This is a genomic window from Ancylobacter mangrovi (genome assembly GCF_024752335.1).
Taxonomy (GTDB): domain Bacteria; phylum Pseudomonadota; class Alphaproteobacteria; order Rhizobiales; family Xanthobacteraceae; genus Ancylobacter; species Ancylobacter mangrovi.
Window position 1 is genome coordinate 548,933 of record NZ_JANTHY010000001.1, and the last position, 16,961, is coordinate 565,893.

At 69.1% G+C, this 16,961-nt stretch carries 15 protein-coding genes; 14 read left to right on the forward strand and 1 reads right to left on the reverse strand.

All coding sequences use genetic code 11. The features are described from left to right. Positions 1–11 precede the first annotated feature (11 nt). The 10 genes from NVS83_RS02555 (at position 12) to NVS83_RS02600 (ending at position 11,670) form a co-directional block, all read left to right on the forward strand. The gene (locus NVS83_RS02555) at positions 12–1,049 is read left to right on the forward strand and encodes a glycosyltransferase family 2 protein (RefSeq protein ID WP_258737925.1); all 1,038 of its coding nucleotides are present in this window, start codon (positions 12–14) and stop codon (positions 1,047–1,049) included. A gap of 265 nt (positions 1,050–1,314) precedes the next feature. After that, positions 1,315–2,340, forward strand: a complete 1,026-nt coding sequence (locus NVS83_RS02560; protein ID WP_258737926.1) for a glycosyltransferase family 2 protein — start codon at positions 1,315–1,317, stop codon at positions 2,338–2,340. Between the two features lie 129 nt (positions 2,341–2,469). Beyond that, positions 2,470–3,537: an NAD-dependent epimerase/dehydratase family protein gene (locus NVS83_RS02565; protein WP_258737927.1), complete on the forward strand. Its 1,068-nt coding sequence runs from the start codon at positions 2,470–2,472 to the stop codon at positions 3,535–3,537. A 52-nt stretch (positions 3,538–3,589) separates the two neighbouring features. Next, a complete protein-coding gene (gene rfbC / locus NVS83_RS02570) occupies positions 3,590–4,186 on the forward strand; it encodes a dTDP-4-dehydrorhamnose 3,5-epimerase (RefSeq protein WP_258730906.1) in 597 nt (198 codons plus the stop codon). After that, positions 4,183–5,526 (forward strand): NAD(P)H-dependent oxidoreductase, encoded by a 1,344-nt coding sequence (locus tag NVS83_RS02575; protein ID WP_258737928.1) that lies wholly within the window; start codon positions 4,183–4,185, stop codon positions 5,524–5,526. The genes rfbC and NVS83_RS02575 overlap by 4 nt, the downstream gene beginning before the upstream one ends. Positions 5,527–5,742: 216 nt before the next feature. Further along, the gene (locus NVS83_RS02580) at positions 5,743–6,546 is read left to right on the forward strand and encodes a sugar phosphate nucleotidyltransferase (RefSeq protein WP_258730904.1); all 804 of its coding nucleotides are present in this window, start codon (positions 5,743–5,745) and stop codon (positions 6,544–6,546) included. A 4-nt stretch (positions 6,547–6,550) separates the two neighbouring features. Next, positions 6,551–7,201 (forward strand): PIG-L deacetylase family protein, encoded by a 651-nt coding sequence (locus NVS83_RS02585; RefSeq protein ID WP_258730903.1) that lies wholly within the window; start codon positions 6,551–6,553, stop codon positions 7,199–7,201. A 9-nt stretch (positions 7,202–7,210) separates the two neighbouring features. After that, positions 7,211–8,458 carry a hypothetical protein gene (locus NVS83_RS02590; protein WP_258737929.1) on the forward strand — a complete coding sequence of 416 codons (1,248 nt, stop codon included), beginning with the start codon at positions 7,211–7,213 and terminating at the stop codon, positions 8,456–8,458. 344 nt (positions 8,459–8,802) lie between these two features. After that, entirely contained in the window at positions 8,803–10,647 is a 1,845-nt protein-coding gene (locus tag NVS83_RS02595; RefSeq protein WP_258737930.1) for an AAA family ATPase, read from the forward strand. Positions 10,648–10,971: 324 nt separating this feature from the next. After that, the gene (locus NVS83_RS02600; protein ID WP_258737931.1) at positions 10,972–11,670 is read left to right on the forward strand and encodes a sugar transferase; all 699 of its coding nucleotides are present in this window, start codon (positions 10,972–10,974) and stop codon (positions 11,668–11,670) included. Positions 11,671–11,716: 46 nt separating this feature from the next. Here NVS83_RS02600 and NVS83_RS02605 read toward each other — a convergent pair whose 3' ends face one another. Next, the gene (locus NVS83_RS02605) at positions 11,717–11,941 is read right to left on the reverse strand and encodes a hypothetical protein (protein WP_258737932.1); all 225 of its coding nucleotides are present in this window, start codon (positions 11,939–11,941) and stop codon (positions 11,717–11,719) included. Positions 11,942–11,994: 53 nt separating this feature from the next. Here NVS83_RS02605 and NVS83_RS02610 point away from each other — a divergent pair, with 53 nt between their 5' ends. The 4 genes from NVS83_RS02610 (at position 11,995) to NVS83_RS02625 (ending at position 16,952) form a co-directional block, all read left to right on the forward strand. Next, positions 11,995–13,434, forward strand: coding sequence for a hypothetical protein (locus tag NVS83_RS02610; protein ID WP_258737933.1), 1,440 nt, complete (start codon positions 11,995–11,997; stop codon positions 13,432–13,434). A gap of 257 nt (positions 13,435–13,691) precedes the next feature. Continuing rightward, complete coding sequence (locus tag NVS83_RS02615) at positions 13,692–14,810, forward strand: glycosyltransferase family 4 protein (RefSeq protein ID WP_258737934.1); 1,119 nt, start codon at positions 13,692–13,694, stop codon at positions 14,808–14,810. Between the two features lie 112 nt (positions 14,811–14,922). Next, complete coding sequence (locus NVS83_RS02620) at positions 14,923–16,089, forward strand: glycosyltransferase (RefSeq protein WP_258737935.1); 1,167 nt, start codon at positions 14,923–14,925, stop codon at positions 16,087–16,089. Beyond that, entirely contained in the window at positions 16,086–16,952 is an 867-nt protein-coding gene (locus tag NVS83_RS02625) for a glycoside hydrolase family 16 protein (RefSeq protein ID WP_258737936.1), read from the forward strand. Before NVS83_RS02620 ends, NVS83_RS02625 begins: the two co-directional genes overlap by 4 nt. Positions 16,953–16,961 lie beyond the last annotated feature (9 nt).

The window sequence follows — 16,961 nt, forward strand, 5'->3', positions numbered from 1 at the left end:
CGGAGTGTGCCATGAGCGCAGGACCGCAGCTCGCGGTGATCATCGCCTGCCATAATTACGAGCGGTTCGTCGAGCGCGCGATCCGCAGCGTCCTCGACCAGGCCCACCCCTCATGCGAGCTGGTGGTGGTCGACGACGGGTCGACCGACCGCTCCTGGGAGGTGATCGGCCGCACCGGGGCCACCGCGTGGCGGATCGCCAACAGCGGCCAGCTCGGCGCCTGCCGCTACGGGCTGGAGCGGACCAGCGCGCCCTTCGTCCTGTTCCTCGACGCCGATGACGAGCTCAAGCCCGGCTCGCTCGACAGGATCATCGGCATGCTCGATCCCGGTGTCGCCAAGCTGCAGTTCTCGCTGGCGCGGATCGACGGGGACGGCCACGAGCTCGACTGCGGCCCGGCCATCTTCGACACCTTCCGCGGCCGCGAGGCGACCGCCCGGCAGGTGCTGCGCAGCGGCGTCTACAAGACGCCGTCGACCTCGGGAAACGTGTTCCGCCGCGACCTGTGCGAGGTGCTGCGCGACGTCGACTACGAGCCCTCGATCGACGGTGTCATCCTGTTCGCGGCGCCTTTCTTCGGCGACGTGGTGAGCACCTCGGAGGAACTCGGGCGCTACCGGATCCACGAAGCCAACGATTCAGCCCTGCATCTGCCGCCCGAGCCGCGCATCATCGAGCGCGAGATTGCCCGCTTCCTGACGCGCATGCGGCACCTGCGCGAGATCGTGCGGGCCCGTGCGCCGGGTCGTGAGCTCGCCGACCCTCGCAAGACCTTCTTCTTCCGCGAGCGCTCCTTCTATCTCGACGTCGCCTCAGGGCGCCGCCCGCCCGCCGCCTCGCTGCCGGGGCTGCTGGTCAAGCTTCTGGGCGAGCAGCATTCGCTCAAGCACAAGGCCGGGCTCGCGGCGTTCTTCCTGCTCGCCGGGCTGTCCTCGCCCGAGCGGGCCAAGGTGCTGCTCGCCTATCGCGGGCAGAGCCTGCACAGGCGCTCGGCGCTCGGCTTCGCCCGGGTGATCCTGGCGGGCCGGCCGCCGGCCGCGGATCGATAGCCGGATCGGTGCCGCCGCCGTTGCGCCCGCTGAAGGATGTAGGCCGGGGCTCGTCTTCCGGGACCAAAGGAAGATCGCCGCCGGCGGGAGCTAAGCCGAAAGGGGAGGACCGCGTAAGCCCTATTAGCCGGACCACCTAAATATATTTGGCCCTAACGTTTCCACGTAGCCGGTGACGCTGGCGGGCGGGCATGGGTCCCCCCGCAGATGGCCGGCGACCTCCATGCGCATTCCCTCTCTCCGCTCGGATCAGGGACGTTCGGACATGGCCTCCGTTCCGCTCGTTGCCATAGCGACACCGGTCTACAACGGTGCCAGGTTTCTCGACGAGACCATGGCGTGCGTGCAGGCGCAGACCTATCCGCGGCTGGTGCATTGCGTGCTCGACAATGCCAGCACCGACGCCACCCCGCAGATCATCGAGAAATATCGCAACGGCCCGGTGCCGCTGATCGTGGCGCGCAACGCCGAGACGCTGCTCCAGCTCGAGAACTGGAACGCCGCGCTCGCCATGGTCCCGCAGGGGGCGAGCTATTTCCGCATCCTTCCCGCCGACGACCTGATGGTGCCGGACTGCATCGGCAAGATGGTCGCGCTCGGCGAGCAATACCCGCAGGCCAGCGTCATCGGCTGCCGTGGCTGGAACAACGACGCGCTGTTCGGCGGCGACATGCCGACCGACAGGAGTCTCTTCAGCGGCCGGGCGATCGCGCGCCACAAGCTGCGCAAGGAGATCCACGGCCCGCCCTACCAGCATTGCCTCTACCGGAAGCCGAGGGGCCCGATGACGCGGCACTTCTACGATATCGAACACTACGGCACGCCGCTGCTCGACGTCGACCTCGACGCGGCGATCCGGGCGCTGTCGCGCGGCGACTATGCCTGCGTGCACGAGCCGCTGGTGGTCTCGCGCATGCACGACGGGTCGATCACCTCGACCTACAAGGAGGGAAACTTCGTCGACTTCTGGTCGATCCTGCAGATCATCGATCGCTGGGGCCCGACCGTGTTCGAAACCCGCGCGGAGTATCTCGCCTGCCGGCGCCGTCACCTGCGGTATTACTATCGCTGGCTGCTCTACTGGCGCGTCACCGGCCGGCACGAGATGCGCGCCCGGCATCTGGCCTGGCTGCGCAAGGCCTCCGCCCTGCCGACCGCGGGCGCCTATCTCCACGCGGTGCTGGAATGGCCGTTCCTGCGCGCGGCCTGGCAGGCGCGCCGGACCGCCGTGCGGCTGGGCCTGAAGTCGCCGGTCTTCCCCATCATCGAGCCGGCCGGCGTGCCGGCCTAGGCGTCCCGTGCGGCACCGGCCGCGATCGGGTCATTCGAGCTGTGGGATGCTCGACCTGGGAACATGGAAGCAGTGTACGCGTCGCTGCCTGTCCCGGTCGGGCATCCCCAACCAACCTGGAGCCGCTTCATGAAAGTGCTTGTCACGGGGGATACCGGCTACATCGGCTCCGTCATGGTCCCGATGCTGGTGGAGGAGGGGTTCGACGTCGTCGGCGTCGATGCGGACCTGTTCGAGGACTGCATCTTCATGCCGCCGCAGCGGGCGGCGCGGCACATGCGCGCCCATGTCGGCGACCTGACGCCGCGCGACCTCGAGGGCTTCGACGCGGTGTTCCATCTCGCCGCGCTCTCCAACGACCCGCTGGGCGACCTCAACCCGAACCTGACCTACGAGCTCAACCACGCCGCGACCGTGCATCTCGCCATGGTGGCCAAGCAGGCGGGCGTCGGGCGCTTCCTGTTCTCCTCTTCCTGCAGCCTCTACGGCGCCTCGGGCGACGGCGCGGTGACCGAGGAGGCGCCGTTCGCCCCGATCACCCCCTATGCGCGCTCCAAGGCAATGGTGGAGTGGAGCCTGTCGGCGATGGCGGACCGGGACTTCAGCCCGGTCTTCCTGCGCAACGCCACCGCCTACGGCCTGTCGCCGCGCCTGCGCTTCGACCTCGTGCTCAACAACCTCACCGCCTGGGCGGTCGCCAAGGGGCGGGTGCTGATCAAGAGCGACGGCACGCCCTGGCGCCCGATCGTCCATATCGAAGACATCACCCGCGCCTTCATCGCCGCGGCCCGCGCGCCGCGCGAGCGGGTGCACAACGAGGCGTTCAACATCGGGCGCGACGAGGAGAACTACCAGATCCGCGACATCGCCGACATGGTCGAGCAGGTCGTGCCCGACTGCGTGATCGAGTACGCGCCCGGCGGCGAGCCGGACAAGCGCTCCTACAGCGTGAGCTTCGCCAAGGTGCGCCGCCAGCTCCCCGAATTCCAGCCCCAATGGACCGCCCGGCGCGGCGTCGAGCAGCTCTACGAGGCCTACCGGCAGGTGGGCGTGAGCGTCGAGGACTTCGAGGGTCCGCGCTTCCGGCGCATCGACACGCTCAAGCGGCTGATCGCCGAGGGCCGGCTCGACGCCTCGCTGCGCTGGACCAGCCCCGCCCGCGAGCGCGGCCCGGTCGAGGTCGCCGCGGCGGGCTGAACCGGGAGCCGATCCGCCGGACCGGCGTCAATCTTCAACGAGCGAGGCTGACATGATCTTCAAGGAAACGAATCTCGCCGGCGCGTTCATCATCGATCTGGAACGGCGCGAGGACGAGCGCGGCTTCTTCGCCCGCACCTTCTGCCAGAAGGAGTTCGCCGCGCACGGTCTGAAGCCGGCCATCGCCCAGACCAACGTGGCGTTCAACCGGCACCGCGGCACGCTGCGCGGCATGCACTTCCAGTATCCGCCCGCCGCCGAGACCAAGCTGGTGCGCTGCACGCGCGGGGCGATCCTCGACATCATCGTCGATCTGCGGCCCGAGAGCCGGACCTATCTCCAGCACACCGCCGTCGAGCTCACCGCGGACAACCACCGGGCGCTGTTCGTGCCCGAGCGCTTCGCCCACGGCTACCAGGTGCTCGAGGACTGCACCGAGACAAGCTACCAGGTCGGCGAGTTCTACATGCCGGCCGCCGAGGGCGGGCTGCGCTACGACGACCCGCGCCTCGGCCTCTCCTGGCCGCTTCCCGTCACCGAGATGTCGGCCAAGGACCGGGTGTGGCCGCTGCTCGAGGAGGCCGAGCGCGAGGTGCGCCTTCGCATGCAGTTCGGCATGATCGGGACGGTCCAGGGAGCGTTGCTGTGATCATCGTCGACAACGCCTTGAAGGCGCGCGAGGCCGCCGGGCGGCCGATCCGCGTCGGCATGGTGGGCGCCGGCTTCATGGGGCAGGGGCTCACCAACCAGATCGTCAACAGCGTGCCGGGCATGCGGATGTCGGCGATCTACAACCGCAACCCCGAGCGGGCCGTGCAGGTCTACCACTATGCGCGCCTCGGCGACGTGGTGCGCGCCGGCACGGTCGCCGCGCTCGACGAGGCCATCCGGGCGGGGCGCCCGGTGGTCGCCGACGACCCCTCGCTGATCTGCCGCTCGACGCTGATCGACGTCATCGTCGACGTCACCGGATCGGTCGAGTTCGGCGCCAACGTGTTCATGGACGCGTTCCAGCACGGCAAGCACGTGGTGATGATGAACGCCGAAGTGGACGCGACCATCGGCCCGATCCTGCAGGTCTATGCCCGCCGGCACGGCGTCATCCTCTCCGCCTGCGACGGCGACGAGCCCGGCCTGCAGATGAACCTCTTCCGCTGGGTGAGGGGGCTCGGGCTGACCCCGCGCGTCATCGGCAACGTCAAGGGCCTCCAGGACCCCTATCGCACCCCCACGACCCAGCGCGCCTGGGCCGAGCGGTGGGAGCAGAACGCGGCCATGGTCACCTCCTTCGCCGACGGCTCGAAGATCAGCTTCGAGCAGACGATCGTGGCCAACGCGACCGGCTTCAAGGTCCGCAGCCGGGGCATGAGCCGCGGCGTGGCCTATAACGGCTCGGTCATGGACATCCACCAGCTCTACGACCTCGACGAGCTGCGCGATCTTGGCGGCATCGTCGACTACACGGTGGGCCCGTCCGGCGTGAAGGCCTTCATCCTGGCCGAGCACCCCGATCCCAAGCAGCGGCACTACCTCAACCTCTACAAGCTGGGCGAGGGGCCGCTCTACCCGTTCTGGGTGCCCTATCATCTCGTGCATTTCGAGACGCCGAACGCCATCGCGCGGGTCGCGCTGTTCGGCGACAACCTCGCCCCGCCGATGGACGGCCCGGTGGTCGAGGTGTGCGCCGTTGCCAAGCGCGATCTCGAGGCCGGCGAGGTGCTCGACGAGTACGGCATGTACATGACCTATGGCGAGGCCGCCAACGCCGACGAGATGAGCCGGGGGCGCTACCTGCCCGAGGGGCTGGTGCAGGGCTGCCGGCTGCTGCGCGCGGTGCCGAAGGACGCCGTCCTCACCTATGACGACGTCGCGCTTCCTCCCGGCCGCCTCGCCGACCGGCTGCGCGCCGAGCAGTATGAGCGCTTCCGCGGCGAGACCTGGCTCAGCGAGCACCTCGCCGCCAGCCCGGCGGCCCTCACCCCCGCCTGAGCGGCGTCTGCCGCGGCACCCGTCTTCGCCTGCGGACGGGGCGGGGCGGGCGCGCGGACGGATCGCCCGGCGTTTCCCTCCGATGGGGAAGGTAGTGACGTATTCGATGTAATCGTATCATTCCAATTTGGTAGTCTATGTAAATAAAGCCGAACTGGACATTCGTAACGCCAAGTTCATAGTTGAAATAGAATATTTAATTTTTGGATTCGCGCCATGAAAGTTGTTCTTTTCTGTGGTGGCCTTGGAACCCGTATCCGCGAATACTCGGAGGCGGTGCCGAAGCCGATGATCCCGCTCGGCGGGCAGCCCATTCTCTGGCATGTGATGGACTACTACAGCCGGTTCGGGCACCGGGACTTCGTGCTCTGCCTCGGCTACAAGGCCAATGTGGTCAAGGAGTTCTTCCTCAACCACCGGCCCGAGATCTACAGCGATGTCGTGGTGTCGAACGGCGGCGCGACGGTCGACATCCTCGGCGACAAGCCGGTCGACTGGCGCATGGCGCTGGTGGACACCGGCGTGTGGCGCAACATCGGCTCGCGCCTGTGGGCGGTGCGCCATCTGGTCGAGGGCGAGGAGATGTTCCTCGCCAACTATTCCGACGGCCTGTCCGACGCGCCGCTCGACGACATGATTGAGACCTTCGCGCGCAGCGGCAAGGTGGCGTGCTTCCTCGCCATCCACCCCATGCTGACCTTCCATCTGGCGCAGATCGACGCGGCGGGGCGGGTCCAGGGCATGCAGGCCTCCGACGCCGCCGACATGTGGATCAACGGCGGATACTTCATCTTCCGCAAGGAGATCTTCGACTATATGCGCGACGGCGAGGAACTGGTGGTTGAGCCGTTCGCGCGGCTGATCGAGGCCGACCAACTGCTCGCCTACAAGTACGAAGGCTTCTGGCGGGCGATGGACACGCTCAGGGATCGCCAGAGCCTGGAGGACATGATCGAGAAGGGCCAGATGCCCTGGCGCAAATGCGGGCCGGTCCCGCAGGTCCTCGCGTCGAGGGCCTGAGCCTATGCACCCTCTCGCCCTCGCGCGCCCCGGCAAGGGGCTCAGGATCCTGTGTCTTGGTGCGCATTCGGACGACATGGAGATCGGCGCCGGGGGGACGATCCTGAACTGGATCGCCGCCGGTGCCGTACTCGAGGTGCACTGGTGCGTGGCGAGCGCCGCCGGGCCGCGCGAGAGCGAGGCGCGCGCGAGCGCGGCGGACTTCCTGAAGGGCGTCGCCACGGTCGAGGTCCACATAGGCGGGTTCCGCGACGGCTATCTGCCCGCCGAGCGCGCGGCGGTGAAGGACTGGGTGGAAGGGTTCAAGCGCCGGCTCGACCCGGACGTGGTGCTGACCCACCGGCGCGACGACGCGCATCAGGACCATCGCCTGCTGTGCGAGCTCGCCTGGAACGCGTTCCGCGATCACCTGGTGCTGGAGGTCGAGATCCCGAAATGGGACGGCGACCTCGGCCAGCCGAACCTCTACGTGCCGCTGCCGGACGAGATCCTGCTGCGCAAGGTCGAGCTGCTGCAGCGCCATTTCGGCACCCAGCGCTCCAAGGCGTGGTTCGACGCCGAGACGTTCATGGCGCTGGCGCGCCTGCGCGGCGTGGAATGCCGCGCCCGCTACGCCGAAGGTTTCTTTGCCCGCAAATTGCTGCTGACGGATTGAGGAGGTGTGATGGCCCGCATCGGTGAAGGCCCCGTGGCCGGCGACGACACCTCGACGGAAGCGGGCCTGGCGAGGACGGCCGGCCCGCTGGCGCCGGCGCCCGAGCGCGCGCCCGGCCGCTCTCCCGGCGAGGCCCGTTCGCATCCGATCGCCATCCGCTCCTGCGCCGGCGACTGGGTCGAGGTGCGCAGCAAGGAGGAGATCCTCGCCACGCTCGACGAGAACGGCCGGCTCGACGGCATGCCCTTCATGCCCGAGATGTTCGACTATTGCGGCAAGCGCATCCGCGTCGCCAAGCGCGGCCACAAGAGTTGCGACACCATCCATCCGCTGAGCAGCCGCACGCTGAAGGACGGCGTGCTGCTGGAAGGGGTGCGGTGCGACGGTGCCGGCCATGGCGGCTGCCAGGCGTTATGCAGCGTGTTCTGGAAGGAGGCGTGGCTGCGGCGGGTCGATGCCGACGGCGCCGAGCTGGCGCCGGCCTCCGTCCCGGTTCCGTTCCCCGCTTCGGGCGGGCGCGAACGGTGCACGGAAGAGGATGTCGAGAGGGCGGCGCGCAACGGTGTCTCGGCCTCGGGCAAGCCGCGCTGGCAGTGCCAGGCGACCGATTTTCCGCTTTACACCAAGCTCATGGGCCGCTGGAACTTCAGCCAGTTCGCCGAGGACCTCGCCTCGCGCAATGTCGGGCTCGGCACCATGGCGATGAGCGCGGTCTATTTCGCCTATGAGAATCTGGCACGGCCGCGCTCGCGCTTCGGGGCGCCGGGGCGCTGGTTCTACAACGTGTTCCAGTCGCTGTGGGGCGGCGTGCCCTATCCGCGGATGTGGGGGCATCTCGAGGATTCGACGCATGCGCCGATCTACCCGCTCGACCTGCAGCCGGGCGAGTTCGTGCGCGTGAAGCCCTACGAGCAGATCATGGCGACCCTCGATGCCCGCAATCACCATCGCGGCCTCTATTTCGACGGCGAGATGGTGCCCTATTGCGGCGGCGTCTATCGCGTGCGCGCCCGGGTCGACCACTTCCTCGACGAGAAGTCCGGCGTGATGCGGACCATGAAGACACCCGCCGTCATTCTCGAGAACGTCTGGTGCCGTGGGCGGATCAGCGGCAAGCGCGTCTTCTGCCCGCGCGCCATCTATTGCTGGTGGCGCGAGGCCTGGCTCGAGCGCGCGCCGGAAGCCACGGCACCCACGGTCGACACCGCGCTCGGCGCGCGGGCCTACCTCCGGGAGATGCGCGAGGAACTGGGCTGAGCGGGCCCGCTCGCACGGCGCCACCCTTCCGATCCGGCGCGGGCGGCCACTACCCGGCCAGACCACGCCTCCCGCGCCGCGACGTACCGCCTCCTGCATTTCTTTGTCCCGAGCCGGCGGCCCGGATCCGGCCGATGCGGCAGACGTGCGGCGGAACATGAGGTCCTTTTAGGTATTCGCGCTACCGCTTCCGGCGATGTTACTGCAGCACGGGGAGCGTATTACAATTTGATATTGCCGAGTCACAATTGTCGTGGGGGTGACGCGGCGCGTTCGCGAGCTTTTCCACTCCTGAGGTCTTGGGTCCGGTCATGAAGCTTACCAGGCAAGATGCGCGTCACGTCGTGGCGAACACTAGCGGCGGCTCGCGGACCGATTGGGGGGATATTGAATTTCCGCCCGATACGGTCACCGTTCCCGAACTGTCGGTCTTCGTCCTCCGGCACTTCCTGATCGTCTTTGTCGCCGTCGCGATCGCCGGCGCCGCCGCCTTCGCCTATGTGAAGACGGCGACGCCGCTGTATACCGCGCGCGCCCAGCTTCTGGTCGACCCGAAATCCTCCCAGCCCACGCGCGAGGAACTGCAGTCGAGCGCGATCGACGCGGCGCAGATCGAAAGCCAGCTCGTTGTGCTGCGCTCCGAACGGATCGCCCGGGCGGTGATCGAGCAGCTCGGCCTGCTCGACAATCCGGCCTTCATGAAGCCGCCCGGCCCCGACGTGCCCCGGCCCATCGCGCTGCAGCGGGCGCTGGGCGTGTTCAGCGGCCGTCTCGATGCGCGCCGCTCGGGCTTCTCCTACGTGATCGATCTCAGCTTCTCCTCGCCGGACCCGAAGCTGGCGGCGCTGGTCGCCAATACCACGGCCGACATCTACATCCGCGACCAGCTCGAATCGCGCACGCTCACCGCCCGCGCAGGCTCCGACTGGCTCGAGAGCCGGGTGGCGAAGCTGCGCGAGCAGATGAACGCGGCCGCGCTCGCCCTTCAGGAGTTCAAGGCTGGCCGCAGCTACGCCGCCTATCGCCCCTCGGACGCGGGCGGCGATCCCGCCCTCGACGGCCCGGCGGCGGGGCAGGGCGGGGCGGATCCGGGTGCGGTGGGGCAGGGATCGGCCGGCCAGCTGGCGGACGACCGCAACACGCTCGAGGAGCTGGAGAGCACCGCGCTCGCCTACAAGAAGATCTATGAGAGCGCCCTTCAGGGCTATGCCGAGGTGCTCCAGCGCCAGTCCAACCCGCTGGTCGAGACGCGCCTGCTCACCCCGGCGACGATCCCGCTCGACAAGAGCCACCCGCGCTCCAAGTTGATCCTGGCCTTCGGCCTGCTGCTGGGCGGCGTGGTCGGGGTCGGCGCCGCCGTGCTGAGGGAGAACCTCGACACCAGCATCCGCTCGGTGCGCCACGCCAACCAGAAGCTGGGCCGGCTCTGCCTCGGCGCCCTGCCGCGCATCCATCGCAGCGGGAGCGCCCGCTGGTCGCCGCGCCACTCCTTCGACCGTGGCCTCGGCACCCTTCTCGCAGGGCTCAAGCGACGATACGGCCGGCCCTCGCTCGAATGCTTCACCGCGAACGAGGAGCTGGGCGGCGACCCCTTTCTCAACGCCCTCGCCAATGTGAGCACGACCCTGGTCGCCCGCGCGCGGGCCGAGGCGCAGCGCACCCGGGCCATCGGCGTCACCTCGGCGCTCGCCGGGGAGGGCAAGACCACCGTCGCCGGCAACCTCGCCTGCCTCCTCGCCGCCTCGGGCGTGCGGGTGCTGGTGATCGACGCCGATCTCCAGCGCTGCGCCATGACGGCGGCGGCCGACGTTTCCGAGCAGCAGCCGGGGCTGCTGCAGATCCTGCTGGAGGACCGGCGGGTCAGCGAATGCGCGACGCCGGTGCCGCGCACCCATATCGAGCTGGTGCCGACGCGCCAGTTCACCTCGGCCATCTCCGAGGCGCTGCTCGGCTCCGGCGCCATGATGCGCTGCCTCGACGAGGCGCTGCTGAGCCACGATCTCGTGGTGGTGGACCTGCCGGCCCTGGAGCAGAGCTCGGGAGCGATCGCCATGGGCCCGCTGCTCGACGGCGTGCTCGTCGTGGTGGAGTGGGGCCGCACGCCGGCCCAGCTCATCACCGAGGCGGTGGACCGGCTCGAATCCACCGGGAGCGCGGTGCTGGGAACGGTGCTGAACAAGGCCGCCTGACGCCGCCGGCCGCCCTCCCGGACACAGCTGCGACGGGCGGCTGCGCTTTCCCTGGATGATGCCGGAAGGAGGGCGCGCGCACGGCGTGTGTCCGTCCGATCCGTTGCCTCGACGCGAACCGGCGCGCGCGACCTTCCGGCGGGGCGGCGCTCCCTCGTCCGGCCGGTCGGCCCGGCGCCGAAGGGGTAGGCCGAGGCGTTGGGCGTTACGGCTTACAGGTAAAGGTCGGCATAGTTTTACTTCAGTAATTACCACTTCTATGCGTTTGGGCCCGAGAGTATCTCCGAAACAAAATCGAGTAGAAAACTGGCGGGGGCGCGATACATGCTGGACGATCAACATTACGCCGGCCTGCCGGCGCGGCCTTTTCCGGGCCCGCACCTGCGCGAGCCGATCCTCGCGGAGCGTGCGCCGGGCCGCGCGGCCAAGCGCCTGCTCGACCTGCTGGTCGCCGTCACGGCCGGGGTGCTGCTCTCGCCGCTCCTCGTCCTGGTGGCGCTGCTGATCAAGGCGTCGACCGACGGGCCGATCATCTTCGGCCATCACCGGGTCGGCTTCGGCGGGCGCGAGTTCCACTGCTACAAGTTCCGCACCATGGTCTGCGACGCCGACCGCGTGCTGAGGGACCATCTGGCCGCCAACCCGGCGGCGGCCGAGGAATGGCAGCGCACCCGGAAGCTCGCCAACGACCCGCGCATCACCTTCGTCGGCCGGATGCTGCGCAGCTCCAGCCTCGACGAGCTGCCGCAGCTCGTGAACGTCCTGCGCGGCGAGATGAGCTGCGTCGGGCCGCGCCCGATCGTGCGCGAGGAGATCGTCCTCTATGGGCCGATGGCCGAGCACTATCTGAGCGTCCGCCCGGGCATGACCGGGGCGTGGCAGGTCAGCGGCCGGAGCAGTCTGACCTATGCCGAGCGGGTCGCCCTCGACGCCGACTATGTGCGCAACTGGTCGTTCTGGACCGACGTGCTGATCCTGCTGCGGACCATACCCGCGCTGCTGCGCACCCATCAGACCTCGTGACCATGGACGCGCCTCGCCCCGCCCGGCCGTCCCGATGCGGGACGGCCTATTTGGAACCTCGGCGCCACGCCGTGGCGACCAGCAGGCCGGCTAGGTATCCAAGCTGCAGCAGCACCACCGCCGCCAACACCCGGACCAGGGTCGGCACGAGGGGCTCGCCGGCCCAGAAGCCGGCCGCCGCCGCCGCAATCGCCACCACCACCGTCAGGGCGAGCACAGCCGAGACCCGAAACCACAGGCCGGTCGTCACGCCCAGAAGAGCGGCTATCACCCAACACGCGCTCACCCGGTCAGGTGACGGCGTCAAAGCGGCAGCGATGTGACATGATCCCGTCGCCGACAGGGCTTCTTGTCTGCCTCGTCCTGCTGCTTATCGGGCGGTCGATGGGCTCGCCCGTGCTGGTCGGGCTCATGATGTCGCTGGCGTTCGGCTCCACGGCCTTCGCGGTGCTGCCGAGCCTCGGCGGCTCCTCGCCGCTCATCTACACGCTGTTCGCGCTGATCCTCGTCGTCCGCGTGGTGTGTCGCCGGGACGGGCTGAACGATTTCGCGGCCGAGTTCGTCCGCCACCGCGCCTGCCTCCTCGTCCTGCTCCTCATCGTCTATGTCGCGGGCACCGCCGTGATCCTGCCGCGGCTGTTCCAGGGCGATGTCGGCATGTTCGACTTGCGCCAGTCGGGGGGGCTCGAGGTCCCGCTCGCGCCCAGCACCGGCAACATCACCCAGTCGGGCTATTTCGTGCTCGGCGGGCTGACCTGCCTGCTGCTGTGCATCGAGCTGCGCCGGCCCGGCGCCCTCGCCGCCATGGAGCTGGGCTTCGTCGCCTGGGTGGCGATGAATGTCGGACTCGGGCTGCTTGACCTGTTGGGCAAGCTGGCGGGCGCCGGCGACGTGCTGCTTCCCATCCGCACGGCGAGCTACGCGCTGCTGACGGACGACATCTCGGTCGGCTTCTACCGCATCGCCGGCGGTCATTCCGAGGCGTCCGCCTTCGCCACCGCCCTGTTCCCCGGGCTGGTCTTCATCATGACCTACTGGCGGATCACGCAGGGGCGGCTGGCCTTCGCGCTCATGCTGCTGTCGCTGGGCATGCTGATGCTGTCCACCTCCAGCACCGGCTATGCGTGCCTCGGCGCCTATGCGCTGTGGCTGGCGATCTCCGCCAGCCTGTTCCCGTTCCGGGGAGGCCCGCGCCGCTCGGATCTGGTTCTCGGCGGCGTCATACTCGTCGGGATCACGGTCTGCCTCGGCATCTACCTGCTGGACGACACCGCCTTCTCCAGCGTGCGCCGCCTGCTGGAGGAGGCGTTGCTGAACAAGTCGCAATCCTCCTCGGCGCAGGAGCGCGGCTATGCGAACGACCGCAGCTTCCAGGTGTTCCTCGACACCGGCGGCATCGGCATCGGCATGGGCAGCTCGCGCGCGTCGAACTGGCTGATCGCGGTGCTGAGCCAGACCGGGATCATCGGAACAACGCTGTTGCTTATCCTGGCAGGGCTGTTCCTGCGCCCGCCGCCGCGCCCGGCGGGCGGCGACACCTCCGCGCTCGCCCTGCACGAATCGGCCCGCGCCGCCGGCCTGTGGATGCTGGTGCCGGCCATTATCTCCAGCGGCAATGCCGACCCGGGCATATTGTTCTTCATCTGCCTCGCCACGGTGCTCTCCTGCCGCGACGCTCTCGCCGCGGCGCCGCCGGGGCTGGCCCGAAGGGCGGGGCGGCTCCCCCCCGTGCCGGTGGGCCGGATCGCCAACGCCCCGCACTGACGCAGGCGACCTGTGTCGCGCAACCTTTGCGTGTTATTCGAGTCGTGCCGGCGCGATTGCGAATATTACTTTCGCCGTCCCGGGGTTTAGCCGCGATGGAGGAAATAATTACACGCCGGGCGAAGCATATCGTGCGGAAGGGGTAGGTCTTCGCGAGCCGCTACACCGAATGCCGACTGGCACCGGGCCGAAGCGTCCCCGACACTGACGTGCGCCGTTGCTGATCGCGCGCGTCGGTGGAAAGGCGTCATTCGAGCATGATCAGGTGCTGGACCATCAACGGACGTTTCCTGACCCAACCCCTTACCGGCGTCCAGCGCTATGCCCACGGGATCGTCGCCGCCCTCGACCGCCTGATCGCCGACAGGCATCCCCTCGCGCAGGGACTGGAGCTCGAGCTGGTGACGCCCAAGAACGCCGAGGATTACGCGCTGGGCCACATCGCTGTTCGCCGGGTCGGGGAGCTGCGCGGCCATCTGTGGGAGCAGTTCACGCTCCCCGGCCAGATGCGCAGCGGGCTGCTCAGCCTGTGCAACACCGGCCCGCTGGCGGTCGCCCGGCAGATCCTGTGCATCCACGACACCAACATAAGCGCCTTCCCGCAGAGCTATTCGCTGCGCTACCGCCTCCTGCACCGCCTGTTCCTGCCGCTGCTCGCCCGGCGGGTAGCGCGGGTGGTCACGGTCTCCTCGTTCTCGGCCGCCGAGCTCGCCCGTTCCGGCATCCGCCCGGAAGCGGAGATCAGCGTCATTCCGTGCGGCCACGAACACGCACTGACATGGACGCCCAAGCACTCCGAGGCGACGCGGCGCGCGGCGGGCTCCAGCACCATCGTCGTGCTCGGCAGCCCGGCGCCGCACAAGAATATCGGCATGCTGCTCGACCTCGCGCCGCGGCTGGCGGCGGTCGGCTTCCGGCTCGCGCTGGTCGGCGCGCTGGACAGCCGGGTGTTCCAGTCCGCGCCCGGCGTGGCGGCGGACAATGCGAACGTGGTGGTCCTCGGCCGGCTCACCGACAACGAGCTGGCGGCGCTGCTGACGAACTCGCTCTGCCTCGCCTTTCCCTCCTATGTGGAAGGCTTCGGCCTGCCACCGCTGGAAGCGATGGCGCTGGGCTGCCCGGTCGTCGTTTCCGACCGGGCGAGCCTGCCGGAGATCTGCGGTGCGGCGGCGCTCTATGCCGCGCCCGACCAGCCGGAGGCGTGGCTCGACGCGTTCAAGCAGCTCCGTGCCGAGCCGGCCCTGCGCTTCAAGCTGGTGGCGACCGGGCGCGAGAACGCCAAGAAGTACCGCTGGTCGACCTCGGCCGAAGCCTATCTCGCCGAGATGGCCATCGCGGACGGGCTGGTGACGCGCCGGGAGGATCTGGCGCCATGAGCCCCCTTCACCGCCCCCTTCACCCCGAAGGCCGCGCGCCTGGCGAACGCCGCCCGCCCGACGGCGCCGCGCCCTCATCGCCGCTGGCCCGGCTGCGCCGGAGGTGGCCCGCATGAACGAGCACAGCACCCTGCCGCTTGCCGGCCGGCACCCTCCGACCGCCCCGGACCCTCCCGGCGCGGAGCCGAAGGTGTTCGTGCATCTCGCCTTCGCGCAGGACGAGCAGGAATGGGAACGGCGCTGGCGGGCCGGCACCCTCATCGGCCTCAACGACCCCTCGCCCTACGGCTATGCGAGGGCGCGCGCCATGGGCTGCGCCGTCGCCTTCTCGCGGGCGGCGAAGGAGGGCGTACTGCGGAAGGCGGTGCGCTATGCGGTGCGGGCGCTGCTCGGCTTCGACTATCTCCACGCCCTGCACAATCGCGAGGCGATCCTAGCCTCGGACGTGATCTGGACCCACTCCGAATCCCAGTATCTCGCCGTCGCGCTGCTGCTGGCGATCTACGGGCGCCGCCCGAGCGGCCGGCCGAAGCTGCTCGGCCAGAGCGTGTGGCTGTTCGACCGCTGGGACGGCCTGACGGCGATCCGCCGCGCCTTCTTCCGACGCCTGATCCGCGAGGTGGACCTGCTCACCACGCTCTCGCCGGAGAACCTGGCGGTGATCCGCCGGGCCTTCCCCGGCAAGCACTGCGAGCTGGTGCTGTTCGGCATTCCGAGCGAGAAATGGACCCCGCCGCGCGTGCGCGTGAGCCGGCCCGCCCGGATCATCAGCCTCGGCAACGACCGCCACAGGGACTGGCGCACGCTGGTCGCCGCACTGCGCGGGCAGCCGGACATCGAGCTCACCATCGTCTCGGGGACTGCCCCGGTCTCGCTCATGCGCGACGCGGCCAATGTCCGCATCGTCCAGCTCGCCGACAACAGCGAGCTGCAAAGCCTGATGCATGAGGCGGCGCTCATGGTCGTCCCGCTCAAGCCGAACCGGCACGCAAGCGGCATCACGGTGATGGAGGAGGCGGCGCTGGAAGGGCTGCCCATGGTGGTGAGCGGCACCGGCGGGCTGGAGGCCTATTTCGACGCGCGGTCCGCCTGCTACGTCCCGCCCGGCGATCCGCTGGCGTTGCGGGCGGCGGTCCAGTCCCTGCTCGCGGCGCCCGAGCGCGGCATCCTGCTGGCGCAGCGCGCGCAGGCGCGGATGCGGCTCGGCGGGCTCGGCTGCCAGGAGTACATCGCCCGTCACGTCGAGCTGACGCGCGCGCTGCTGGGGGATGCGCGATGAAAGCGTCCCGCCTCGCCCTGTCCCTCGCCATCCTCTCCGGCGCCGCGACGCTGGCGCCGCCGGTGGTGCCGGCCGAGGCGGAGGGCAGGGATCCGCCGGTCGGGAACGCCATCGATTTCTGCCGGCTGGAGCTCGTCTTCGACGACGAGTTCGACGAGCTGAGCGTCGCGGCGCGCGAAATCGGCGATGGGCGCTGGATCGCCCATACCCCCTGGGACGGCGATTTCGGCGATGCCGCCTTCGGCGATCCCGGCCCCGACTCGCCCTTCTCGGTCCAGGACGGCGTGCTCAACATCACCGCCTCGAAGGATGCCGACGGCAACTGGACCTCGGGCCTGCTCGCCTCGGCCGACGACACGGGCAAGGGCTTCGGCCTGCGCTACGGGTATTTCGAGGCGCGGATGAGGCTGCCGACGGGGCCCGGCACGTGGCCCGCCTTCTGGCTGAACGCCATTCCCGAGCCGGGCAAGACGGACGGCACGCTCGAGGTCGACATCATCGAATATTACGGCCACGCCCGCGATTCCTATCAGGCGGCCTATCACCTGTGGTCCGACGACCCGGCGATCCAGACCGGCGATCTGAACACGTTCGAGGTGCCGGAGGGCTCGCTCGAGGACGCGTTCCACACCTATAGCGCGGCCGTCACGCCCGCCCACATCACCTTCTACCTGGATCGGAAGCCGCTATGGCAGGTGAAGACGCCGGACAGTCACAAGAACAGATTGATGATCCTGGTGGATCTGGCGCTCGGCTCCGGCTTTCCCATCAGCAACACGCCGAACCCGGTGGTGCTGCAGGTCGACTACATCCGGGCCTATGCGTTCAGGCCGGCGTCTTCGGCGTGCGCGGGCCCGCCATGATCGCCGGCG

Bases quoted from the DNA above. Each gene is read 5' to 3' on its own strand.
- NVS83_RS02555 (WP_258737925.1), top strand. From the start codon at position 12: ATGAGCGCAGGACCGCAGCTCGCGGTGATCATCGCCTGCCATAATTAC.
- NVS83_RS02560 (WP_258737926.1), top strand. From the start codon at position 1,315: ATGGCCTCCGTTCCGCTCGTTGCCATAGCGACACCGGTCTACAACGGT.
- NVS83_RS02565 (WP_258737927.1), top strand. From the start codon at position 2,470: ATGAAAGTGCTTGTCACGGGGGATACCGGCTACATCGGCTCCGTCATG.
- rfbC (WP_258730906.1), top strand. From the start codon at position 3,590: ATGATCTTCAAGGAAACGAATCTCGCCGGCGCGTTCATCATCGATCTG.
- NVS83_RS02580 (WP_258730904.1), top strand. From the start codon at position 5,743: ATGAAAGTTGTTCTTTTCTGTGGTGGCCTTGGAACCCGTATCCGCGAA.
- NVS83_RS02585 (WP_258730903.1), top strand. From the start codon at position 6,551: ATGCACCCTCTCGCCCTCGCGCGCCCCGGCAAGGGGCTCAGGATCCTG.
- NVS83_RS02590 (WP_258737929.1), top strand. From the start codon at position 7,211: ATGGCCCGCATCGGTGAAGGCCCCGTGGCCGGCGACGACACCTCGACG.
- NVS83_RS02600 (WP_258737931.1), top strand. From the start codon at position 10,972: ATGCTGGACGATCAACATTACGCCGGCCTGCCGGCGCGGCCTTTTCCG.
- NVS83_RS02610 (WP_258737933.1), top strand. From the start codon at position 11,995: ATGATCCCGTCGCCGACAGGGCTTCTTGTCTGCCTCGTCCTGCTGCTT.
- NVS83_RS02615 (WP_258737934.1), top strand. From the start codon at position 13,692: ATGATCAGGTGCTGGACCATCAACGGACGTTTCCTGACCCAACCCCTT.
- NVS83_RS02620 (WP_258737935.1), top strand. From the start codon at position 14,923: ATGAACGAGCACAGCACCCTGCCGCTTGCCGGCCGGCACCCTCCGACC.
- NVS83_RS02625 (WP_258737936.1), top strand. From the start codon at position 16,086: ATGAAAGCGTCCCGCCTCGCCCTGTCCCTCGCCATCCTCTCCGGCGCC.